Annotated in this window: 20 protein-coding genes; 11 read left to right on the top strand and 9 right to left on the bottom strand. The window is 67.9% G+C overall.

What is annotated here, in order from left to right:
- Position 1: 1 nt before the first annotated feature.
- The 3 genes from BN976_RS13685 to pdxH form a co-directional block, all read right to left on the bottom strand.
- Complete coding sequence (locus tag BN976_RS13685) at positions 2–1,306, bottom strand: citrate synthase (protein WP_011782166.1); 1,305 nt, start codon at positions 1,304–1,306, stop codon at positions 2–4.
- A gap of 105 nt (positions 1,307–1,411) precedes the next feature.
- Positions 1,412–2,053, bottom strand: a complete 642-nt coding sequence (locus tag BN976_RS13690) for a TetR family transcriptional regulator (RefSeq protein WP_036371274.1) — start codon at positions 2,051–2,053, stop codon at positions 1,412–1,414.
- 145 nt (positions 2,054–2,198) lie between these two features.
- Positions 2,199–2,840 (bottom strand): pyridoxamine 5'-phosphate oxidase, encoded by a 642-nt coding sequence (gene pdxH / locus BN976_RS13695; RefSeq protein ID WP_049778152.1) that lies wholly within the window; start codon positions 2,838–2,840, stop codon positions 2,199–2,201.
- A gap of 94 nt (positions 2,841–2,934) precedes the next feature.
- Here pdxH and BN976_RS13700 point away from each other — a divergent pair, with 94 nt between their 5' ends.
- The 5 genes from BN976_RS13700 (at position 2,935) to BN976_RS13720 (ending at position 10,298) form a co-directional block, all read left to right on the top strand.
- On the top strand, positions 2,935–4,050 hold the full coding sequence (locus BN976_RS13700) for a citrate synthase 2 (protein WP_036371276.1): 1,116 nt from the start codon (positions 2,935–2,937) through the stop codon (positions 4,048–4,050).
- Positions 4,050–4,664: a maleylpyruvate isomerase family mycothiol-dependent enzyme gene (locus BN976_RS13705; protein ID WP_036371277.1), complete on the top strand. Its 615-nt coding sequence runs from the start codon at positions 4,050–4,052 to the stop codon at positions 4,662–4,664. The genes BN976_RS13700 and BN976_RS13705 overlap by 1 nt, the downstream gene beginning before the upstream one ends.
- An 80-nt stretch (positions 4,665–4,744) precedes the next feature.
- Positions 4,745–5,206: a VOC family protein gene (locus BN976_RS13710; RefSeq protein WP_036371278.1), complete on the top strand. Its 462-nt coding sequence runs from the start codon at positions 4,745–4,747 to the stop codon at positions 5,204–5,206.
- A 217-nt stretch (positions 5,207–5,423) separates the two neighbouring features.
- Positions 5,424–8,255, top strand: a complete 2,832-nt coding sequence (locus BN976_RS13715) for a hypothetical protein (protein WP_036371279.1) — start codon at positions 5,424–5,426, stop codon at positions 8,253–8,255.
- A 78-nt stretch (positions 8,256–8,333) separates the two neighbouring features.
- Complete coding sequence (locus BN976_RS13720) at positions 8,334–10,298, top strand: metallophosphoesterase family protein (RefSeq protein WP_145977950.1); 1,965 nt, start codon at positions 8,334–8,336, stop codon at positions 10,296–10,298.
- 63 nt (positions 10,299–10,361) lie between these two features.
- Here the strand turns inward: BN976_RS13720 and BN976_RS32090 are convergent, their stop codons facing one another.
- The 3 genes from BN976_RS32090 to BN976_RS13735 all read right to left on the bottom strand — a co-directional run bounded on the left by BN976_RS32090 (position 10,362) and on the right by BN976_RS13735 (position 15,836).
- Positions 10,362–13,019, bottom strand: coding sequence for a family 1 glycosylhydrolase (locus BN976_RS32090; RefSeq protein ID WP_051558421.1), 2,658 nt, complete (start codon positions 13,017–13,019; stop codon positions 10,362–10,364).
- Positions 13,020–13,099: 80 nt separating this feature from the next.
- Complete coding sequence (locus BN976_RS13730) at positions 13,100–14,779, bottom strand: FAD-dependent oxidoreductase (RefSeq protein ID WP_011782175.1); 1,680 nt, start codon at positions 14,777–14,779, stop codon at positions 13,100–13,102.
- Positions 14,780–14,798: 19 nt separating this feature from the next.
- Positions 14,799–15,836 carry an AurF N-oxygenase family protein gene (locus BN976_RS13735; protein ID WP_011782176.1) on the bottom strand — a complete coding sequence of 346 codons (1,038 nt, stop codon included), beginning with the start codon at positions 15,834–15,836 and terminating at the stop codon, positions 14,799–14,801.
- 219 nt (positions 15,837–16,055) lie between these two features.
- On the opposite strand from BN976_RS13735, the gene serC reads away from it, so the two are divergent.
- Positions 16,056–17,171, top strand: coding sequence for a phosphoserine transaminase (gene serC, locus BN976_RS13740; protein WP_011782177.1), 1,116 nt, complete (start codon positions 16,056–16,058; stop codon positions 17,169–17,171).
- 91 nt (positions 17,172–17,262) lie between these two features.
- Positions 17,263–18,075 (top strand): septation protein SepH, encoded by an 813-nt coding sequence (gene sepH / locus BN976_RS13745; protein ID WP_011782178.1) that lies wholly within the window; start codon positions 17,263–17,265, stop codon positions 18,073–18,075.
- 21 nt (positions 18,076–18,096) lie between these two features.
- On the opposite strand, the gene BN976_RS13750 is transcribed toward sepH, so the two are convergent.
- Positions 18,097–18,369, bottom strand: coding sequence for a DUF2537 domain-containing protein (locus BN976_RS13750; protein WP_011782179.1), 273 nt, complete (start codon positions 18,367–18,369; stop codon positions 18,097–18,099).
- A complete protein-coding gene (locus BN976_RS13755; RefSeq protein ID WP_011782180.1) occupies positions 18,366–19,193 on the bottom strand; it encodes a TrmH family RNA methyltransferase in 828 nt (275 codons plus the stop codon). The genes BN976_RS13750 and BN976_RS13755 overlap by 4 nt, the downstream gene beginning before the upstream one ends.
- A 77-nt stretch (positions 19,194–19,270) precedes the next feature.
- On the opposite strand from BN976_RS13755, the gene BN976_RS13760 reads away from it, so the two are divergent.
- Positions 19,271–19,522 carry a DUF2530 domain-containing protein gene (locus tag BN976_RS13760; protein WP_011782181.1) on the top strand — a complete coding sequence of 84 codons (252 nt, stop codon included), beginning with the start codon at positions 19,271–19,273 and terminating at the stop codon, positions 19,520–19,522.
- A 10-nt stretch (positions 19,523–19,532) separates the two neighbouring features.
- Positions 19,533–19,985: an SRPBCC family protein gene (locus BN976_RS13765; protein ID WP_011782182.1), complete on the top strand. Its 453-nt coding sequence runs from the start codon at positions 19,533–19,535 to the stop codon at positions 19,983–19,985.
- Here BN976_RS13765 and BN976_RS13770 read toward each other — a convergent pair.
- Positions 19,982–20,809: a DUF3027 domain-containing protein gene (locus BN976_RS13770; RefSeq protein ID WP_011782183.1), complete on the bottom strand. Its 828-nt coding sequence runs from the start codon at positions 20,807–20,809 to the stop codon at positions 19,982–19,984. The genes BN976_RS13765 and BN976_RS13770 overlap by 4 nt on opposite strands.
- Before the next feature lie 98 nt (positions 20,810–20,907).
- Between BN976_RS13770 and BN976_RS13775 the strand changes: the two genes are divergently transcribed.
- Together BN976_RS13775 and BN976_RS13780 are read left to right on the top strand one after the other, a co-directional pair.
- The gene (locus BN976_RS13775) at positions 20,908–22,593 is read left to right on the top strand and encodes an MFS transporter (RefSeq protein ID WP_011782184.1); all 1,686 of its coding nucleotides are present in this window, start codon (positions 20,908–20,910) and stop codon (positions 22,591–22,593) included.
- On the top strand, positions 22,590–23,078 hold the full coding sequence (locus BN976_RS13780; protein ID WP_011782185.1) for a DUF2771 domain-containing protein: 489 nt from the start codon (positions 22,590–22,592) through the stop codon (positions 23,076–23,078). Before BN976_RS13775 ends, BN976_RS13780 begins: the two co-directional genes overlap by 4 nt.
- Positions 23,079–23,105: the final 27 nt, after the last annotated feature.

Here is a 23,105-nt window from a genome sequence, read left to right on the forward strand (position 1 = left end):
TCTACCTGGAGTCGAAGCCGGCGTAGTCGCGTTCGGTGTAGCCGGTGTAGATCTGGCGCGGCCGGCCGATCTTGTTCGGCTCGCCGTGCATCTCGCGCCAGTGCGCGATCCAGCCCGGCAGCCGGCCCAGCGCGAACAGCACCGTGAACATCCGGGTCGGGAAGCCCATCGCCCGGTAGATCACGCCGGTGTAGTAGTCGACGTTGGGGTAGAGCTTGCGCTCGACGAAGAAGTCGTCGGTAAGCGCGATCTCCTCGAGCGACTTGGCGATGTCGAGCAGGTCGTCCTGCACGCCGATCTTGCCCAGAATCTTGTCGGCCTGCTCCTTGACGATGCGGGCGCGCGGGTCGTAGTTCTTGTAGACGCGGTGACCGAAGCCCATCAGCTTCACGCCGTCCTCGCGGTTCTTGACCTTGCGGACGAACTCCTTGACGTCGCCGCCCTCGGCGCGGATCTTCGACAGCATCTCCAGCACCGCCTGGTTGGCGCCGCCGTGCAGCGGGCCCCACAGCGCGTTGATCCCGCCGGAGATCGACGTGAACAGGTTGGCCTGGGAGGACCCGACCAACCGGACTGTTGATGTCGAGCAGTTCTGCTCGTGATCGGCGTGCAGGATGAACAGCATGTCGAGCGCCCGCACGATCTCGGGGTCGACCTCGTAGGGCTCGGCCGGGAAGCCGAACGTCATCCGCAGGAAGTTCTCCACCAGCGTCAGCGAGTTGTCCGGGTACAGGAACGGCTGCCCCTCGGACTTCTTGTAGGCGTACGCCGCGATCGTCGGCAGCTTGGCCAGCAGGCGGATGGTGGACAGCTCGACCTGCTTGGGATCGAACGGGTCCAGGGAATCCTGGTAGTAGGCGCTCAATGCGTTGACCGCGCTGGACAGCACCGGCATCGGGTGCGCGTTGCGCGGGAAGCCGTCGAAGAACCGCTTCAGATCCTCGTGCAGCAGGGTGTGCCGCTGGATCTTGGTGGTGAAGTCCTCGAGCTGGTCGGCGGTCGGCAGCTCCCCGTAGATGAGCAGGTAGCTGACCTCGATGAAGTTCGACTTCTCGGCGAGCTGCTCGATCGGGTATCCGCGGTAGCGCAGGATGCCGGCGTCACCGTCGATGTAGGTGATCGCGCTCTTGGTCGACGCGGTGTTGACGAAACCGCCGTCGAACGTCGTGTAGCCGCTCTTGGCCAACAGCGAACCCAGCGCTATACCGTCTGCGCCCTCGGATGCTTTGACGATGTCGAGTTCGAGCTCGCCGCCTGGGTAGACCAGGGTGGCGTGCTCCTGCCCGGCGTCGGCGTTATCGGCCACTGGGATCCCTTCATGTCTGTCGGGTCAATCGCGCAAGTCGCGGAGTCTGCCTACAGAAGGTAGTCGCATTCCAGCAGTGACGCCCGCGGGGGGCGGGTACACCCGTCACACGGGCTGCACGACACCGGCGATTTCCCCCGCGAACTCCGCATAGGTTGCCTCGACCGCCGCGATGACGTCGTCGACGCCGAAGTCGACGGCGCTGCGGCACACGTCCTGCAACGCCGTCATCAGCACCACACCCCACACCGCCGCGACGAGCTTGACCCGCCGGTCGTCGACCGTGGCACCCATCCGCTCGGCGACCACCGCGTCGACGGGCCCGGCCCGGTAGCCGACGGCAGCCTGCCGCAACGTGGGCGACGACACGATGATCCGCAGGATCTGCAGCAGGCGCTGCGCCGACAGCGCGCCCGGGGGCGCCAGCTTGGAGGCCTCGGCCATCGCCACGTAGGCGCGCCGCAGCGCTTCCATGTGGGGCAGATACCGGGGCTGGCGAACCAGTTCGACGGCCGTGTGGACGAGCACCTCGTCGATGAGTGCGAGGGCGATGGCGTCCTTGGTGGCGAAATAGCGGCTGAACGTCCTGGGCGACACCTCCGCGACGTGGGCGATCTGGTCGACGGTGGTGGCGTCGTAGCCCTGACGGTCGCACAGGCCCACCGCGGCGTCGATCAGCGTGGCACGGGTGCGGCGCTTCTTACGCTCGCGCAAACCGAGAGCCGGCTCCCCCCACGATTCAGCCACGTCCCGGATGCTATCCCGTCAGGCCACGCGCCGCGGGCGGAAACGGCACGTTAGGACGATTGTCGACAGAGATCATCGGTCCGGGCCGGTCGCGTCGTCGGCCACTGCGACGGGCCGCGCCGGCGCGCCCAGCAACCTCGTCCGGTCAGGGCTGCAGACGTTCGACCTGCCCGCCGCACACCCGGATCCTGTTGTGCACGCGGTTTTCCCGCCCCTGCCAGAATTCGACCACCTCGGCGGCGATCAGATAGCCACCCCAGTGCGGCGGCACCGGAATCTCCTCGACGTCGGCGAACCGCTCGGTGACCTCGGTCAGTTGCTGCATCAGCGCGGCCCGTGACGCGATGGGCAGGCTCTGCTGGGACGCCCACGCCCCCAGCTGGGAGCCGCGCGGGCGCTTGCTCCAATAGTCGGCTGTCTCCTCCGCCGACACCTTCGTGACGGCGCCGTGGACATGGACCTGGCGGCCGACCAGATACCACGGGAACGTCGCCGACGCGTAGGGCGCGGCGGCCAGCTGCCGACCTTTCTCCGAGTCGTAGTTCGTGTAGAAGGAGACGCCGGACGCGTCGACGCTCTTGCACAGCACGGTGCGGGTGACCGGCCTGCCCCGGTCGTCGACGGTGGCGACCACCATCGCGTTCGGCTCCGCGGCGCCCGCCTGCTCCGCTTCGGCCATCCATTGGTGAAGAAGCGTGACCCATCCTGTGGCCGGGTCCGGGCCGAGCCAGTCGACGTCCAGGTCGCTGCTGCCGTCCTTCTCCACCGACCCGTATTCGACGCGCATCCGCGCCAGGTAATCAGAAGTGCCCACGCGCCAAACGCTACGCCGACCGGTGCCGGATGGTCGGCCCCGCCGACGTGGGTGCGACAATCTGCCCATGACTGCGGCGTCGAAGGATTTCGTCCCTGGACTGGCCGGGGTGGTGGCGTTCGAGACCGAGATCGCCGAACCCGACAAGGATGGTGGGGCGCTGCGCTACCGCGGCGTCGACATCCAGGATCTGGTGAGCCACCGGGTCACCTTCGGCGACGTGTGGGGGCTCCTGGTCGACGGGCGCTTCGGCCGGGGACTGCCGCCCGCCGAGCCGTTCCCGCTGCCGATCCACAGCGGCGACGTCCGCGTCGACGTGCAGGCCGGCCTGGCCATGCTGGCACCGATCTGGGGTTACCCGCCGATCCTCGACATCGAGGACGAGACCGCGCGCGACCAGCTCGCACGGGCCTCGGTGATGGCCCTGTCTTACGTCGCCCAGTCCGCGCGCGGCATCTACCAGCCGGCCGTGCCACAGCGGACCGTCGACGAATGCGACACGGTCACCGCACGTTTCATGACGCGCTGGCAGGGCGAGCCCGACCCGCGCCACATCGAGGCCATCGACGCGTACTGGGTGAGCGCCGCCGAACACGGCATGAACGCCTCCACCTTCACCGCACGGGTCATCGCGTCCACGGGTGCGGACGTGGCCGCCGCGCTGTCGGGCGCGATCGGCGCGATGAGCGGCCCGCTGCACGGCGGCGCCCCCGCGCGCGTGATCCCGATGATCGAGGAGGCCGAGCGCACCGGCGACGCCCGGTCCGTCGTCAAGGGCATCCTGGACCGCAACGAGAAGCTGATGGGCTTCGGGCACCGGGTGTACCGGGCCGAGGATCCGCGGGCGCGGGTGCTGCGCGCCACCGCCGAGCGCCTCCAGGCGCCGCGCTACGAAGTGGCGGCGGCGCTGGAACAGGCCGCGCTGACCGAGTTGCGCGAGCGCAGACCGGACCGGGCCATCGAGACCAACGTCGAGTTCTGGGCGGCGGTGATCCTGGACTTCGCCCAGGTCCCGCCGAAGATGATGCCCGCGATGTTCACCTGCGGCCGCACCGCGGGCTGGTGCGCCCACATCCTTGAGCAGAAGCGGCTCGGCAAGCTGGTCCGGCCGTCGGCGATCTACGTCGGCCCCGAGCCGCGCAGCCCGGAGGCGGTCGAGGGCTGGGACCTGCTCTCCCACTGATGGCCGGGACCCGCGCGGTGTACGCCGCGGCCACCGACTTCTTCACCGCGCTGGTTCGGCAGGTCCCGGACGACCGGTGGGACGACCCCGGCCTGGGCGAGTGGACCGTGCGCGACCTGATCGGTCATACGTCGCGGTCGCTGACGACGGTGAGCACGTACCTGAAGGCGCCGGCCCAGCGGGAAGACGTCGCCGACGCGGTCGACTACTACGTCAGGATGCACGAGTACTCCGCGGGCCTGGGCGCGGCCGCGATCGTCGAACGGGGCCGGCAGGCGGGCCGCGATCTTGGCGACGACCCCGTGGCCGCGATCGAGGCGCTGGCGTTGCGTGTGCAGACCGAGCTGGCCGCCGTCGAAGACCCGCTGATCGAGGTGATCGGCGGCCTGGGCATCCGGCTGAGCAGCTATCTGCCGACCCGGACCTTCGAACTCGCGGTGCACGGCCTGGACATCGGACGCGCCGTCGGGGTCGACTTCGAGCCGCCCGTCGAGGTGCTCACCGAGGCGACGGCGCTGGCGGCCCGCATCGGTGTCGCACTCGGGCACGGACCGACGGTATTGCGGGCGCTCACGGGACGCGGCGGGCTGCCTCCCGGTTTTTCCGTGGTCTGACCGCCCTGGGGCCGGGGCGCGATGAGTTTCTGATCGAGGGTGGGTCTGTACCGGCAGTCCACCTACCGTGAGGAGAAACCATGGCCGTGAAAGAAGAAGCCAATCAACCCAAGCTGGTTCCGCATCTCGTCGTCGACGACGCCGCGGCCGCGCTCGACTTCTACGCCAATGCCTTCGGCGCCGAGGAGATGGTGCGGATGCCCGGCCCGGGCGGGAAGTTGATCCACGCCTGCATGCAGATCAACGGCGCCATGGTGTTCCTCAACGACGACTTCCCCGAGTTCAACGACGGAAAGTCGAGCACACCCACCGCGCTGGGCGGCTCCTCGGTGACGATCCACCTGCACGGGCCGGACGTCGAGGGACGGTTCCAGCGGGCGGTCGATGCCGGTGCCACCGTGGTCAATCCGCTCGAGGACCAGTTCTGGGGTGACCGCTACGGGGTGCTGCGGGATCCCTTCGGCCATCTGTGGTCGTTGGCCGAAACTGTCCGCGAGGTCGACATGAACGAGGTGCTGGACCAGATGGCGAGCGGCAGTTAGCTCGGGCGACCGCGCCGCGGCCTGACCACGTCACGGTCAGATCTCGGACCGCGCACCCGACGCTGTCACGGCTGCAAGGACTTTCGGGCGCCCATACCCGTTTGTCTCAAAGCGCACGCCCGGGAATGCACGTAGTCCACTACGCGTGACCCGCGATGCCCTGCCACCCACGCTGTCAGAGGTCGACAGTCGCCGATGACACGAGGGGAACAGGGACATGAAGCGAGTGCAGGATCTGACGCCGTACGAGTCGGTATTGCCCTATGCCAGTGAAATCTTTGGCGTCTACCAGCCGTTGATCGGATGGTCGTCGAAGCGTCAGCTCACGAGAATCAAGCGGGGTTTCGACATCGATCGCGCCAAGATGGTGACGGGCCTGCTCAAGAAGGTCACGCCCGCGCTCGACGTGGCGATCGGCGAAGCAGGACGCGGTGCGACCATCCGATCGCTGGAGGTCGGGAGTATCGACACCTCGCGGATCCGTGGCACCGGAACCTTTCTCGGCGACCGAATCGCGGCGGAACTCCCGCCGCTCGAGGAGTACGACGACTCGGTCTGGGACCGCCTCGACACCGGCCGCCTGAACGAGATCCTGCGCGCCGAGGTGACCCAGGAGGTGCAGAACTGGCAACGGGCCCAACCGGTCTCGCGCGAAGGGTCCGACGCCGTCACACGCGCCGCCACACAGCTCGCCCGGGAGTCCGCGTTCGCCGGGCTGCTCACCCATCTGAAGCTAACCTCGCAGTTCGACGTCCTCAAAGACCTTTTCTACAAACCCGATCGCAACCTCCAGAAGCTGCTCAGCGTGCTGAAGTACCGCGACCCGCTGGAGTACATCGATCCCAAACACGACATCGAGCGGGCGAACCTGTCCCCGATCGGGATCGTGCATCTGTTCCGCCAGTATTTCTTCGAGTTCGACACCTTTCTCGGACCGCCTGTCGGCCATGTCTGGCTCAGCCCGGGTTCGATGGTCGAACTCGTCGAGGTGTCCACCCGGCGCACCCTCGTCGAACGCACCATCGAGCAGGCCACCGAATCCGTGGTGAAGACCGAGAAGAGCACCACCGAGGAAGACGAGATCTCCGACGCCATCAAGGAGGAGAACCGCAACGACACCAAGTTCGGGATGAATTCCACGGTGAACCAGGGCTGGATCACCGGCAGTGCCACCGCGTCGGCCAGCCTGAACATCGACAGCACTCAGTCGAAGGCCCGAGAGCAGACCCACCGCAGGATGCGCCAGCAGACGGAGAAGCTATCCACCGAGATCCGCCGCAACTTCAAGTCGACCTTCCGCACCGTGACCGAGACCACGGACACGTCGAGCAAGCGCTACGTGCTGAACAACACCACCGACGACCTGATCAACTACGAGCTGCGGCGCAAGATGCGCCAGGTCGGTGTGCAGGTTCAAGACATCGGCACCTACCTGTGCTGGCAGACGTTCGTCGACGACCCCGGCAGGAACCTGGGCATCGCCAAGATGGTGCACATCGCCAAAGACCCTGACCTGGGCGCGATTCCGCCACCAGAGTCGATTCCGCAGCCCGGCCGCCACTCGACATCGGTGAACGTGGACATCCCGTTTGTGCCCAAGACCGAGGACACCGAACCCGACGAGGACATGGACGAGGCCTACCGGTACGGCGTCGAGGTCAACACCGACGACAACGAAGGCACCCCAGAGAAGATCCAGTACGAATTCGGCGGCTTCCGCGGGTTCTGCGAACTGGCCGGCTACGAATACTCGAGCATCGAGTTCGACTACGGCGGTCAGGACGTGCGTATCGAGGTCTACGACGTGGACGCCGACACCCCTGGTGAGGTCAAGTTCAAGATCCGGCTCAAGCACATCAACTTCCACAACAGCCCGAACGTGCGGGTCATCGCCCAGATCAATTGGACACCTTCGGAAGCGCTGCGCGCCGAGATCGACGGCAAGAACAAGGACAACGTCGCGGCGTTCAACGAGGCCACGCGGCGGGAGTTCGAAAAGGCGTACCTGGAGGCGGCCCGCGACCGCATCAACAAGGCCGGGGAAGTCCGCAGCCGTCCCTTCGAGGAGCTTCGCGAGGAGGAGCGAATCGTGGTGTACCGCGCGCTCATCCAGGACATGCTGACCCGCGGCATCCCGATGCCCGACGATCGCACCCGGCACGTTGTCTCCGAACTCCTCAACTCGATCTTCGACATCGACAAGATGCTGTACTTCGTCTCTCCGGAGTGGTGGCGTCCCCGCATGCACGCCAGCCACCAAGCGCTCGGCAAGGCTCCCGCCAGTGCGGAGGGTGGCGCGGCGGGCGGTGGCTCCGTCTCGGCCGGCTTCGCCACCCAGGCCTCCGTATTCACCGAGGTTTCGACGGCCAAGTCCGCCGGCGTGCTCACCGGCAACGCCATCAAGAAGCTCCTCGCCTTTCGCAAGGAAGACACCACGATTCCGGCGAGCAGCACGGTGTCATGGGGCGGCACGGGCGAGAACCGGGCCGACAACTACTACGTCACCGAGGACAGCGAGCCCGCCCCGCTGGGTGCGTCGCTGGGCTGGCTGCTGCAGCTCGACGGCGACAACATGCGCAACGCATTCCTCAACGCGCCGTGGGTGAAAGCGGTGATCCCGGTACGCCCGGGCAAGGAACGCGCCGCGATGAACTGGCTCGAGCAGGTGCACGTCGAAGGCACCGAGGGGCTCGACAGCTTCTACTCCGGCCCGGCCGCCGAGCTGGCCGAGATCCCCTCTGCCGGTGACCGACCCACGATCCGCGAAGCGATCCACTACCTGTGCGACAAGGTGGCTGCGAAACACGCCGAGTCGCAGAAGGTCGACAAGTTCCCCAAGGAGGTGACCGACGACGCCAACAAGGTCGCGGCCACCCCGGTCGACAAGGTCTTCGAGCACGGCTTCTATCCGCTCGACGGTGGCTTCCGGGTGACACCGACCGCCGACGAGAACTTCGAGGTGTTCGACCAGTGGGTCGAGGTGCTGCCCACCGACCAGGTGGTTCCGGTGCCGGTGACATACGATCCCAAGACTGGTCGGCAGGTCTGACCGCCGATGCTTGCCGCCTCGGATATCTTCGCGGGCCCGATCGTGCGGCGCAGTTCGCCTCCACGTATCGCGGTCTGGTTGGCGACGACCAAGCCTGTCGAACTCGACGGACTGGTGCGCAAGGCCGGCACCGCAGAGTGGATCGGCCAAACCACGACGGTCGACCGGATCAAGCTGTTCGACGGGCTGTTCGCCTACCTGGTCCAGATCGCACCGGCCGAGGGCCATTTCCCGACGGGCACCCTGCTGGAGTACTCGCTGGGCACCGTCGGCAAGGACGGCGAGGCCGATCATTCGTGGTTCAAATCGGTGGTCGCCGAGGACGGCCTGGCCTACCCGGGCTTCGAGCTTCCCACGCTGTACCTACAGGCGGCGGGGGCGAAGCTGAACGTGCTCTACGGGTCGTGCCGCAAACCGCACGACATCGACGGCGGCGACAACGACGCCCTGGCCTACGGCGACTCACTGGTGCTCAACAACGTCACGACGTTGGCGGCTCGGCCCACGATCCTGTGCCTGGCGGGTGATCAGATCTACGCCGACGATGTCCACGACGCCACTTTCGATGCGATCAACACGGTCGCCACGAAGCTGGAAGGCTCCACTCCGGAGAAGATGCCCAACGGCGCGACGGTCCCGGGGAGGGGCCAGCGCTTGAAGTGGACCACGGATAAGGCCGGGTTTACCAGTGGCGAAGCGGCCAATCACCTCGTCACGTTCGCCGAGTATGTCGCCCACTACGGGCTGGCCTGGAACAGGCGCAACTGGCCGACCGTGTCGGTGGCCAAGGAGGTGGTGTCCTACCGTGACGGCCTGCCGGCGGTCCGGCGGCTGATGGCCAACACCCCCACCTACATGATGTTCGACGACCACGACGTCACCGACGACTGGAACTTCTCGATCAACTGGGCCGCCCAGGTCAAGAGCTCCGCGGTCGGTACCAGGATCATCACCAACGCGCTGGCGGCGTATTGGATCTTCCAGGCCTGGGGTAACGACCCCAAGGTCAGCGCACGCGAAACCCCGCACATGCGTGACGCTTTGGCTAAGCGGCTGACCGACCCGGCCGAGCTCGAGACCGTGGTCGGTACGAAGTCGACGCTCAACGAGTGGGAATTCCAGACCCCGACCATTCCGGTGCTCTACTTTCTCGACACCCGAACCAACCGCGGTTACAAAGACGACTTCAAGCGCGCCGACGGTGGCGAGCCCGCGTTCCTCAAGTCTGCTGCCGCGTGGCTGCCCACCCGCGACCGCCTCAACAAGATCGTCGACGTGCAACAGCGCAGCGTTCCACTCGTCCTGGTCACCGCGGCACCGGTGTTCGGATTCGAGACGATCGACTCGGCACAGATGGCGGCGTCCGGAAAGCTCGTCCCGACATCGTATTTCGACCTGGAAGGCTGGGCCGCCAACCGCGCGCATCTGTTTCTGTTCCTGACACTGTGCCGTGATCACGACGTGGTGGTGCTCTCGGGGGACGTGCACTACGCGTTCACCTCGACCGCATCGTTCGCGGTTTTCGACGCCGCGTTCGTCCGCGGTGCGGCCGCCAGAGTTCCGGGTATGACGCTACCTGGGGTATCGGGCTCCACAGCCACCAACGCTCACCTGTACACCTCGCGGTTCGTTCAGCTCAACTCCAGCGGCACCCGCAACTCGGTCGGCGGGTGGGGCAAGACCAAGATGATGTCGGGAATGGCCAACAATCAGGGTGAGAGCGGCTACATGTTCGCCGGCAACCCGATGTCGCCCGAGCCCGCGCGATTCAAGAACGGCAGGCTCTACACCCCGATCACGGTGATGGGGGTGACGGTGTGGCGGGAACGCGACCTGGCCGACGTCCAGCCGAACTTCGTGTACCAGCAGCGGATCAACGACCCGGGTAACACCCGGTTCATCAACAAGCACAACCTGGGATACGCACAGTTCCTGGGCCGCAAGGTCCAGAACGGCTTCCTCGTCGACGGAAAACTGGACCCGTCGAATTCGACTTCGTTCGACTTCGGCAGCGGGGCCGCCTGGACACCCGCGGCACCGTGAACGCCAAGATCTCGTCGGCCATATTCTCGTCGCGGCGTCTTGTGGTTTGGACGTCGCCGTCGACTAGCTCGGGATGTAGGTCTGCAGCAGCGACACCGGCAGGCCGTTGGCGGTGGTGATCCCGCTCAGCGCGGCGATGCTCGCCGGCTTCGGAATGCGTTCCAGCTCAGGGGTTTCAGGGTCGGAGCCGTACAGTCCGAACTGCAGCTCGTAGCCTTCTGACCATTCCAGGTTGTCGACGAACGACCAGTAGGTGTAGCCGCGGATATCGGCGCCATGGGCCACCAGGTCCTGCACCACCGCGACGTGGTTGACGATGTAGGAGGGCCGTTTCGAGTCGTCGGCATCGGCGATCCCGTTCTCGGTCACCCACAGCGGTTTTCCGTACGACCCCGCGAGTTCGAGCACCTCGCGGAAGCCGCCTGGATCGGTGGGCTGGTTGAAGTCGCTGCAGGTCGGCTCCTCGCCCGAGCACCGGATCGGGAACCCGCGCAGAAACGGGAAGCCGGGCAGCGGCGCGACACCGAAGCCGACCATGGGCTGCGACCCGTAGTACTGCACCCCGAGGAAGTCGACCTTTCCGGCCATCTCGGGGTGGACCTCGTCGGCGGTCTTGACGCCGTCGAAGTTCGCATCCACCCAACCGTCGATCACCGCGTTGGGGAACCACTTGTTGTAGAAGTGATTCCACGCGTCGGCGGCCTGCACGTCGAGCGGGTTGACCGGGTTGGCGGGCCGCGCGGGGATCATGTTGTGGGTGAAGCCGACGAACGCCGCGGGTCCGTCGGCGGCGGCCGCAGTGGTGTCCCAGGTATGGATCGCGTCGTAGGCGGCGACGTGGCCGATCGCCTGGTTGACCACGAACGTCGACGCCAGGTCGGGCCGCAGGACGCCGGGCGGCCAGTTCGGGACCACCCAGGGGATCGCGAGGAACTCCGTGAGCACCGGAGGGAACGGCTCGTTGAGGGTCGCCCAGTTGTCCACCTGATCGCCGTACTTCCATGCGACGTAGGCGGCGTACTTCTCGAACTCCTCGGCGGTGTTCGACGACAGCCAGCCCGCCGCGGGGGCCGGCAGCCCCAACTGGATCAGCGGACGCGCGACGATGGGGTCGTGCACCCACACCGGCAGGGTGAAGTGGTTGACGGTGACGAACGGGTCGAGGCCGCGCCGGCGCAGCGCGGCGAAGACTGCCCGGTAGTGGGCCACCTCATCCTGGTCGGCCAGCTCGTCGAGCGCTTCGAGGTCAGCCAGGCTCAGCGCCCCGCCTTCATCGGAGATATCCACTGCCGCTGTGGACTCCGGGAAGATCCGGCTCCATTCGATACCCATCCGGAAGGTGTTCATGCCGAGCTCGTCACGCGCCAGCGCGGCGTCGCCCTCGTAGGAGACGTAGGCCCCGGTGCCGTCCTCCGGCACCCCCTTGACCAGGCCGAGCAGCCGGTTGATCGGGTCGTGCACCCAGCGGTACCAATCGGACCGGGTGTCCACCGGCGACCCGGGTCCGCCTTCCGCCTGGAAACCGGAATGCGCTACACCCCAACGGAAATCATCGGGCAGCGAAAGGTCGATGCCGTCGACCGGTGTGACGCTGACGGTGATCGTGACGGTGCGGCCGTGGCCACCGCCGGGGTTGAGCAGGTTGCCGAGAATCGGCACGAACTGCAGCCAGCCGAACAGGCCGTGGACGTGTAGCCCGTCATGTTCGTCGCTGACGGCGACGGTGAACGTGTCCGTCCCGCCGACCGCGGCCATCGCGTTCATCGGTCGATAGACGAAGTTCCCGTCGGCGTCGACCGCGACGGTCCCACCGTTGTGCGGGCGGCCGATCACCGAGTAGGTCAGCGCGTCGCCGTCGGGATCCACGACGCCAACGTTGCCGGTGATCACGACGCCGCCGTCGGCGGTGAGGCTCTGGGTGTGGGGCAGCGGATTCTCCACCGGAGCCGGCGTGCCGTTGAAGAATTCCCGCCGCACCCAGGCCAGCAGCGCCCAGCCCGACGGATCGGCCGGCGGCCTGGGCGGACCCGCGGCGAAGGGGCTCAGCAGCGCGTCGACGAAGCTCGTGGCGAGATCCACCACGTAGGTCACCGCGCTGCGCAGGTCGAACGCGGTGGGCCACGGCCGCCACGACGGAACCTCGGGCGGTGAGGCGACGGTCGTCGAGACGGCAGCGGTCGGCTCGACGGTCAGGCGCTGCACCGCGACGGTGTCGACCGCGGGTTCGACGCCGTCGGCTTCGGAGCTTCCGGTTTCGGAGCTTGCGACCGCGGCCGCACTCCCGGTGTCCTCATCGGGTTCGGTGGGCGGAGCGTCGTCCTCACGTGGCGCGGCCGGCACCTGGAATCCACCGTCGCCGTCCTCCGAGGGCGCCCCGTCCGCGTCGGCAGCCTCCTCCACGTCGGGGGCGACTTCGTCCTCGTCGGGCTCGACGACCGCCTCGTCCTCGTCGGCCTCTGCTTCCTCCTCGGGCTCGACCTGCCCGACCGCTTCGTCATCGTCGTCGGACTCGACCTGCTCGACCGTGTCCCCGTCGTCGGCCGGTTCAACCGCGTCCCCGTCGTCCGCCGGCTCGGAGGTCGTCGCCCCGGATTCCGCGGTGGTCTCGCCCGCGGCGTCCTCGGTTGCCCACGCGACACCTGACCCGGTGAACACGGCCGCCCCGACCCCCAACGCGACGGCCAGCGCGCCGACACGACCTACGACCTGGGCAGACTTCATCTCCTCTGCATACCGCCCGAGCGCAGCGCCGGTTGGCAGATTTACCAAACTCCCGACGTTCTGCTGCCCCTGGCGAACCGCTATCTCCGGAGAGCCTCCAGCAGCCGCTTGGACATCGGCGGTGCCGCAGCAGCGGCCGCGACGTTCTCCATCTCGGCAACCGTGGTGAACTTGTCACGGGGCCGCAGGCCCGCACCGCGCGCAACCTCGGCAGCGTCGATGGCCCGCCAGCCGCAGGCGTCGATGACGGCGGGCTGCCTGCCCCGGACGAACCGGTCCAGCGCGGAAGCCTTGTGCGAGGGATCGGCGAGCAGGCCCGCGTTGTAGTCGGCGGCCAGGTGGTGCACCGTCTCCGCGGCACACGATTTGTTGGTACCGATGAAGCCCGTCGGTCCGCGCTTGATCCAGCCGGCGACATAGCTGCCCCGCACCGGTTCGCCCGTCTCGGGGTCGACCACCCTGCCGCCCGCGTTCGGCACCACCGCGGCCGCCTCATCGAAGGGCAGACCACGGATCGGCTTGCCGCGGTAGCCGATCGACGTCAAAACCAGGCCGGCGGTGAGCTCGCAGGTCTCACCGGTTCCGGTCACGTCGAACTGCACACCGGTGGCGCGCTCCTCCCCCAGCACCCGGCGCGGGGTGAGTCGGTAGGCCAGCCGGATGCGCGGCCGGGTGACGGGCGCGGTCGCGTCACCGAGCTTCGACATAATTTCGAGCTTGCTGCGGGTCAGCGGATCGGTGGCCGCGGCCAGGTCGGTGAGCACCCGTTCGTGGTCGGCGGGATCGAGCACCACCTCGCACGTCGACGTCAGTCCGATCAGCTCGGGCAGCGTGAACGAGGAGGCGGCCGGTCCACGACGGGCCGCGATGACGACCTCCCGCACCCGCGAATCACGCAGCACAGCCAGCGCGTGGTCGGCGATGTCCGTGCGCGCCAACACATCCGGTTCGGCGGTCAGGATCCGCGCGACATCGAGGGCCACGTTGCCGTTGCCGATGATGACGACCCGGTCCCCGCTGAGATCGACAGGGAGATGGGCGAATTCGGGGTGGCCGTTGTACCAGGCGACGACCTCGGTGGCCGTCGCGGTGCCGGGCCTGCCGATACCGTCGATGTCCAGGCGGCGGTCGTCGGGCGCCCCCACCGCGTAGAGGACCGCATGGTGATGCGCGAGCAGTTCATCGTGGGTGAGGTCGGCGCCCACCTCGACGTTGAGGTAGAGGGTGAAACCGGGCAGCCCGGAAATACTCTCGAAGAGCTTCGTGACCCGCTTGGTGTGCTGGTGATCGGGCGCGACGCCGGCGCGCACCAGGCCATAGGGCGTCGGCAGTTTCTCGAAGACGTTGACCCGCACGCCCTGTTGCGTCAGCAGTTCGTCGGCGGCGTACATCGCCGCGGGCCCGGATCCGACGATGGCGACCGTCAGCGGACCGCCCGGCCTCCGGCGCACCTCCGGGGCTTCCAGCACCGGCGCCAGCTTCGACGTCGGGGGCAGCTTGCCGTCGCGCTTGGGGTAGAACGCGGCGTTGAGTTCGACAAACGGCAGCTGGTCGGGGGCCAGCCCGGTCTCCGGGGCGATGGCACCCACCGGACAGGCCGACACGCACGCACCGCAGTCGACGCATGCGACCGGGTCGATGTAGAGCATCTCGGCGGTGGCGAAGCCGGGCTCGTCCGGGGTGGGGTGGATGCAGTTGACCGGGCAGGCGTAGACGCAGGACCCGTCGCTGCAGCACGACTGGGTAATCACGTGAGGCATGTGGTGGGGCTTCCGGGCTCTAGGCGGCGCTCACCACGTGCTGACGCGCGGGCTCACTGCGGTAGCGGCTGGGCGGTCCGTCGATCTTGCAGATCCGCCACATCAGCTTCGCGAACGGGTTCATCAGCCCGGTGTCGTGGCACAGCATCCGGACGTCGCCGAACATGTCGCGCAGGAACTGGCGGGCCTCCGGTGTGCCGAAGAAGATCTCCTTCTTCACCGAGCGCGGGATGTCGAACTCCTTCCAGAAGGACTTCGGCGGAACGATGATCGCCTGGCACAGCACCCGCATGATGATCGGCACGTTCAGCGAAAGCAGAAAGCGCTGCCGGCGGTTCAGGTTCGGCACCCTCTTGCGCAGGTACTCGTGGGCGAAGGAGATGTGGCGGGCCTCCTCGGCGACGTGGATCGCCATCACGCGCTCCATGATCGGATGCAACGACCTGCCTTCGCGCAGCACGTTCTTCTGCGTGTGATCGATCGGCTCCTCGCCGGCCAGCACGCCGAAGAAGAACGGAATCGGCAACGGGCCGGCGACGAGCGGGATGAACTGCGACAGCCATTTCAGCAGGCGAGGCATGCCCGGCACGTCGGCGCCGATGCGATTGACCATCTCCTGGAACATCATCGTGTGGTTGCACTCCTCGACCGATTCGTGGAGGCAGTACCGGTACTCCGGGGACCCGTTGGGCACCCAGAAGGCGTAGTTCATCAGCCCGCGGATCAGGATCGACTCGAAGTGCAGACCGACCTTGGCGACATTGGCCTGGCGCCACATTCCGATCTCGATCTGCTTCTGCCTGGGCTGGGACTGATACCAGGGATGCCCGCCGAACGGGTCGGTGTCGGGCAGGATCCACCGCTCGTCATCCGGCGTCACGGCGAACTCCGGCGAGTCCCAGTCGATGTCGGTGTAGGGGTTGAAGTTGCGTCGGACCGACCCCTCGGAGAGCGTGGCGAGCTTCTCCACATACGCCCTGTCTTCCGGGCCGTCCCCGATTTCCATGTTTCTGCGCCAACGCCGGATGATGCGGGTTCGAGCTTCCTTGACAGCCATTTCGCAGCCTCCCGTGAGGTTTACATTCGTCCGTCCGTTGTCCAGAGACAGTACCCGCGGTCCCAGGAATTGAACAGGGCCTATCTCTGGGTGTGCGTCAGCCGAGTTATCCACATCACATGTGGTCCAGATCACAGCGCGGACCCGCCCGGTCAGCGCATTCCGGCCGCCGGTCCCCGAATTTCCGCAAGCCTGACCACCAGTTCTAGGCTTGGGGCCATGGCCGAGAACCTGGAGATCCCCGCCGACCTCAAGCCCGCCGACGGACGATTCGGCTGCGGGCCGTCCAAGGTCCGGCCCGAACAGCTGAAGGCCCTGGCCGCCTCCGGTGACCTCTTCGGCACCTCGCACCGGCAGGCGCCGGTGAAGAACCTCGTGGGACGGGTCCGCGACGGCCTGCGCCAACTGTTCGCCCTGCCCGACGGCTACGAGGTGATCCTCGGTAACGGCGGATCGACCGCGTTCTGGGACGCCGCCGCGTTCGGGCTGGTCGACAAGCGATCGCTGCACCTGACCTACGGCGAGTTCAGCGCGAAGTTCGCCTCGGCGGTGGCCAAGAACCCGTTCGTCGGGGACCCGATCATCGTCAAGGCCGATGCCGGCAGCGCGCCCAAGCCTCAGTCGGACCCGTCGGTCGACGTGATCGCGTGGGCGCACAACGAGACGTCGACGGGCGTGGCGGTGCCCGTCGTACGCCCCGACGGCTCAGGTGACGCGCTGATCGTGATCGACGCGACCTCGGCCGCGGGCGGCCTGCCCGTCGACATCACCGAGGCGGACGCCTACTACTTCGCGCCGCAGAAGAACTTCGCCGGCGACGGCGGGTTGTGGCTCGCGATCCTGTCCCCCGCGGCGCTGGCCCGGGTGGACGCGATCGCTGCCGCCGGCCGGTGGGTTCCGGAGTTCCTGTCGCTGCCGATCGCGATCGAGAACAGCCTCAAGAACCAGACCTACAACACTCCGGCGATCGCGACGCTGATCCTGCTCGCCGAGCAGATCGACTGGTTGCTCGGCAACGGCGGTCTGGACTGGGCGACCAAGCGGACCGCGGAGTCGTCGTCACGCCTGTACTCGTGGGCCGAGGCCGCCTCGTTCGCGACGCCGTTCGTCGCCGACCCAGCGCTACGGTCGCAGGTCGTCGGAACGGTGGATTTCTCCGACTCCGTGGACGCAGCCGCCGTGGCCAAGGTTCTGCGCGCCAACGGTGTCGTCGACACCGAGCCCTACCGCAAGCTGGGCCGCAACCAGTTGCGCGTCGGGATGTTCCCGGCGGTCGAACCGGACGACGTCAGCGCGCTGACGGCCTGCGTCGACTGGGTCGTCGAGCGGTTGTAGCCCCGCGCAGCGTGTCATCCCGGTTACGGCTTGATAACGCAGTAGGGTGACCTTTCGTATCGGGCTCGGCGCCAGCCCGGAGGAGGTCGCAATGAGGGAGCTCAGAGTCGTCGGACTCGACGTCGACGGCAGGCGGATCATCTGCGAAACCGGCGACTCCGGCGAGAAGTTCGTCCTTCGGTCCGACGACCGGCTCAAGGCTGCCGTGCGCGGTGACCGGGCCGGCTCGAATCAAACCACGATCGATGTCGAGGTCCCCACCTTGCTGCGTCCCAGAGAGATCCAGTCGAAGATCAGGGCCGGCGCGTCCGTCGAACAGGTCGCCGCATCCGCGGGTGTCGACATCGCGCGAGTCGAACGGTTCGCCCATCCGGTGCTGCTGGAGCGGGCCCGCGCCGCCGAACTGGCCAGCGCGGCGCATCCGGTGCTCGCCGACGGACCGTCGGTGCTGACGCTGCTGGAGACCGTCACCTCGGCTCTCATCGCGCGCGGGTTGGACCCCGACGGCGCGAACTGGGACGCGTGGCGCAACGAAGACAGTCGGTGGACGGTACAGCTGGCATGGAAGGCGGGGCTGTCCGACAACGTGGCCCACTTCCGTTACGCACCCGGGGCGCACGGCGGCACCGTCACCGCGTTCGACGACGCCGCCGCGGAGCTGATCGATCCGAACTTCGCGCGACCGCTGCGACCGGTGGCCGCGGTGGCACAACTGGCTCTCGGAGAACCCGAAGACCCTCACGCGCCGGTGCAGGCTGCGACCCCCGCGCCCGAGCCTGCGCCCGTCGAGACGCCCGAGCCCGCGCCGACCGTCAAGACCCCCCGCCCGCGCAAGAGCCGGCCCGCGGTGCCTGCGTGGGAGGACGTGCTGCTGGGCGTGCGTTCCAGCGGCGGCCAGCGCTAAAGCTTACGCGCGCAGCGCTTTTCACACGCCTGAGGCGGCGATCACCAACAGCGCGACCCATGCGCCCGCGACACCGACACCGGCGCCCAGCACGAACCAGCGCCACACCGGAACTTTTCGCCACCCCCACACCGTGGGAGCAAGTCCGCCCACCGCCACCAGGTTCAGGCCCGCAGCCAGCAACGGGTGCACCCGCATCAGCCCGATGCTCAAAACGACGACGGCGGTGGCGATCACCGCCGCGACGAACGCCGCGACCGTCAACCCGGTGGCCCACGGCGTCTCGTCGCTCACCGGCCGAGCCTATCCCGCTCGTAGAAGGCCAGCGCCGCAGCGGTGGCGACGTTGAGCGAGTCCGTACCCCGTGACATCGGGATCCGCACGCGCACATCGCTGGCCCGCATTGTGTGCTCCTTGAGGCCGGGCCCTTCGGCACCCACCAGGATGGCGACCCGCTGCTCCGCCAGACCGGACATCGCCTGGGCGAGCGTCTGCACCGTCGGGTCCGGGGTCATCGCGAGAAGGCGAAAACCCTGATCCCGCAACAGTTCCAGATCACCGGGCCAGTTCGCGGCCTTGGCGAACGGCACCAGCAGGGCGTGGCCCATCGACACCCGCACGGCGCGGCGGTACAGCGGATCGGCGCAGCCGCTGCCGAAGATCACCCCGTCGACGCCGAGCCCCGCAGCGTTACGGAACACCGAGCCGAGGTTCTCGTGGTCGTTGACGCCCTCGAGGACCGCGACGGTGCGTGCGCCGTCGAGCACGTGCGGCACCGTGAGCTCGGGAGCGCGCGACGCGGACGCGAGTACACCGCGGTTGAGGTGAAACCCGACCACGTCGGCCATCACCTCCGCGGACGCGCGGTAGAAGGGTGCGTCGAGTCCGGCGAGGTCGGTGCCGAGTTCTGTCAGCCTCCGATCGGTGCCGAGCAGCGCCCGCGGCACGAAGCGGGATGCCAGCATGCGCTGGACGACAAGCACCCCCTCGGCGATCACCAGGCCCTTGCCGCTGGGCAGATCCGGCCTGCGGTCCACGCTGTTGAGGTCACGGAAGTCGTCGAGACGGGGGTCGGCCGGATCGGTGACGTCGACGACCTCAACGTTGTTGGCGATCACGCTGTTTCGAGGAGACCGGCGACGTGCACAGCGCTGACACTACCCATTGCCGCGCCACCGTCGTTAGGTTGGACGGGATGGATACCGACTCCGACCCGCAGCCGCCTCCGCTGCCCGCGAGCCTGCTGAACCCGTGGCCCGTCATCGTGGTGATCACCTGCGGCTGGGTGATCGCCACGGTGCTCGCGTTCACCGTCGCCGCGCTGCATCAGTGGCGCCCGGTCACCGTCGCCGGCCTGGCCGTCGGCGCGCTTGGCACGACGATCTTTCTGTGGCAACGTCACGCGGTGCGCCGCGGACACCGCGGCGCACAAAGCGGCTTGACCTGAAGGAGACGCCATGGCAGCGCCGGTATTGCAGGCTGAGATCGACATCAACGCCCCGGTATCGAAGGTCTGGGAGCTGGTCTCGGACCTGAGGAAGATGCCGCAGTGGAGCCCGCAGTGCCGCCTCATGAAGCCGATCGGGCAGCTGCGTCCGGGAGCCCGCACGATCAACTTCAACCGGCGCGGATTCCTGTTCTGGCCCACCTCATGCCGCATCACCGAGGTCATCCCGGAGAAGAAGCTGGCGTTCCAGGTCGCCGAGAACCACACCGTGTGGAGTTACGAGCTCGAACCGACCGAAGCCGGCACCCGGCTCACCGAGACACGGCACGCCGAGAACGGCACCACCGCGGTGTCGGCGTTCCTGGTCGACAAGTTCATGGGCGGCACGACCACTTTCGAGCAGGAACTCATCGAGGGGATGAACGCGTCGCTGACGCGGATCAAGTCCGCGGCCGAAAGTTAGTCCGCCTTCTCGACCAGATCGAGAACCCCGTCGTCGTACGGGTCGAACAGCGGTGAGCCGTTGCCGGGTGCGGCGGGGGTGTCCGAATGCGCCCCGCACCCGTACTCCGCGTCGACGACGTGCCCGTCCGCGGCGTACTCGTTGGCGCACACCCCGAACAGCACACCGAGTGCTCCACCGAGCGGCAGATAGAAACCGCAGTCCCGGCACACCCGGCGGGTGGCCCGGGCCATCGCCGATCCGGGACCGTAATCGCCGTCGTGCCAGCGTTGGGCGGTGTCGTTGCGGCCCCACAGGCTCAGCACCTGGCGGCGTCCGAGGCCGACCTCGACCGCGACCTCGTCGATCTGCGGGTCGCCGGTGGCCGTGTAGCCGGGCACCAGACGGGGATCTTCGGCCGGTGGGGCCAGCAGATCTCCCGGGCTCAGATCACCGGGCCGGATCCGTTCGTCCCAGGGCACCCATTTCGGGGCGAGCAGCGCGGTGGGGCCGGGGACCAGCACGACCTCGCTGATGGTGGCATGGGCGGCCCCGGGACAGGCGGCGACGACGACAGCCCACTGCCAGCCGCGGTAACCGGGCATCTCGGCCAGGAAGCGGTGCGTTGCCGAGCTCGGATCCTCGAATCCTGCGCCGAGGTATTCGCCGACGGTCCCGTCGCCGCTGAACTCGACGATCGCGGCGCGGGCCTCCTCGACGGCGCCCAACAACAGCGCCTCCAGGTCGGGGGCGGGTCCGTCGAACGTCGGCTCCGGCGCCGCCTCGTCCGGCGCGTGACCCGTCTCGTGACCAGGTTCGGTGGCCTGCGGATCAGGTTCGGTCATGCTGTCCATTGCCTCCAATATTGCCTGAGTCGTCCGGGGCGTAGCCACACCGGTCGGCTGCGCGGCCACTGTCGCCCCCATAGGGGAGAATCGACGGCGTGACCGGATCGCGGCGTGACCACCGGGACCCTGACGGTCAGCAGGGTGGACGCTACTACCCTCCCCGCCCGCCCGCGGGCGAACACCCGGGGATGGCCAACTACCCCAGCGATCCGGCGATGAGCCCGGGCAACCGCAGGTCCGGGCGCCCCGGCCCCTCGAGTCAGAGCGCGAATCGGTGGCTGCCTCCGCTCGATGACAGCTCCCGCCCACACGGCCATTCCTACCCGCCTCCCCCCGGCCGAGGCGCAGACGAGAAGGTCACGGTCACGCGCGCAGCCGCGCAGCGCAGCCGCGAGATGGGCTCCAAGATGTACGGCCTGGTGCATCGCGCGGCCACCGCGGACGGCGCGGACAAATCCGGGCTGACCGCGCTGACGTGGCCGGTGGTCGCGAACTTCGCCGTCGACGCCGCGATGGCCGTGGCCCTGGCCAACACCCTGTTCTTCGCGGCGGCCTCCGGTGAAAGCAAGAGCCGCGTCGCGCTGTACCTGCTCATCACCATCGCCCCGTTCGCGGTCATCGCGCCGCTGATCGGACCTGCGCTGGACCGGCTGCAACACGGCAGGCGGGTCGCCCTGGCGGCCTCGTTCTCGCTGCGCACCGTGCTGGCCGTCGTGCTCATCGCGAACTTCGACAGCGCGACGGGCAGTTTCCCGTCGTGGGTGCTCTACCCGTGCGCGCTCGGAATGATGGTGTTGTCCAAGTCGTTCTCGGTGCTGCGCAGCGCCGTGACGCCACGGGTGCTGCCGCCGACGATCGACCTGGTCCGGGTGAACTCCCGGTTGACGACGTTCGGCCTGCTGGGCGGCACGATGATCGGTGGGGGCATCGCCGCGGCCGCCGAATGGGGCTTCCAGCTGTTCCAGATGCCGGGGGCGCTGTACGTCGTGGTGGCGGTGACGATCGGCGGCGCGGTCCTGGCCATGCGGATCCCGAAATGGGTCGAGGTCACCGCGGGTGAGGTGCCCACGACCCTGAGCTATCACGGTCAGACCGAGGGGCTTCGCCGGGAACCTCATGGAGCCGTGTCCGCTAAGACCCGCCAGCCGCTCGGCCGCAACATCATCACCGCGCTGTGGGGCAACTGCACGGTCAAGGTGATGGTCGGTTTCCTGTTCCTGTATCCGGCCTTCGTCGCCAAGGCGCACGACGCCAGCGGCTGGGAGCAGCTGCGAATTCTGGGGATGATCGGCGCCGCGGCCGCCGTCGGCAACTTCGCGGGCAACTTCACCGCCGCCCGTCTCAAGCTCGGCCATCCGGCGCGGCTTGTGGTGCGTTGCGCCACTGCGGTCACCGTGATGGCGTTGGCGACGGCACTGTCCGGGAACCTGCTGGTGGCCGCGGCCGCGACGCTCGTCACGTCCGGCGCCAGCGCCATCGCCAAGGCCTCGCTGGACGCCTCCCTGCAGGACGACCTGCCCGAGGAGTCGCGCGCGTCGGCGTTCGGCCGTTCCGAATCGCTGCTGCAGCTGGCGTGGGTCGCCGGCGGCGCCACCGGAGTGCTGATCTATACCGAGCTCTACGCGGGCTTCACCACCATCACCGCGATCCTGATCCTCGGCTTGGCCCAAACCGTGCTGAGCTATCGTGGCGAGTCACTGGTGCCGGGCTTCGGTGGTAACCGTCCGGTACTCGCCGAACAGGAAGGTGTTTGGACGGATGCGGCGGTGACCCGCGAGTGAAACGTGTTGTCGCTGTTCTGGCGGCGGTCGCGCTGCTGTCGGCGGTCGGTACGGGTGTGCTCGTGTGGCAGCTCATGCGCGACCACTCCCCTGAGCTGCCCGAGATTTCGGCGTACTCGCACGGGCATCTGACCAGGGTCGGGCCGTACCGCTTCTGCGAAGTGCTCAACCCCACCGACTGCGTCGTCTCCGCCGATCAGGGCGAGCTGCCCGTCACCCCCAGTGACCCGGTCCAGTTGTCGATTCCCGGCGAGATCGCCCGGGCGCCGTGGGTTCTGCTGCGCGCGTACGAGGACGCGGACCTGGTCGAGGAGTTCCGTCCGGGCACCACGTTGGCGGTGACGATCCCGACGGTGGACGCCCAGCGTGGCCGGCTGACCGGCATCGCGGTCCAGCTGCCGACGCTGGTTCGCGACGAATCGGGCAACGAGTTTCCCGTGCCGCACGCAGAATGGTCGGTGCGCACGGTGTGGCGCGCGGGCTAGGTCGTTCAGTTCGGATAGCTATCCGAA

It is taken from the genome of Mycolicibacterium austroafricanum (assembly GCF_000612725.1).
In the GTDB taxonomy this organism is placed as follows: domain Bacteria; phylum Actinomycetota; class Actinomycetes; order Mycobacteriales; family Mycobacteriaceae; genus Mycobacterium; species Mycobacterium austroafricanum.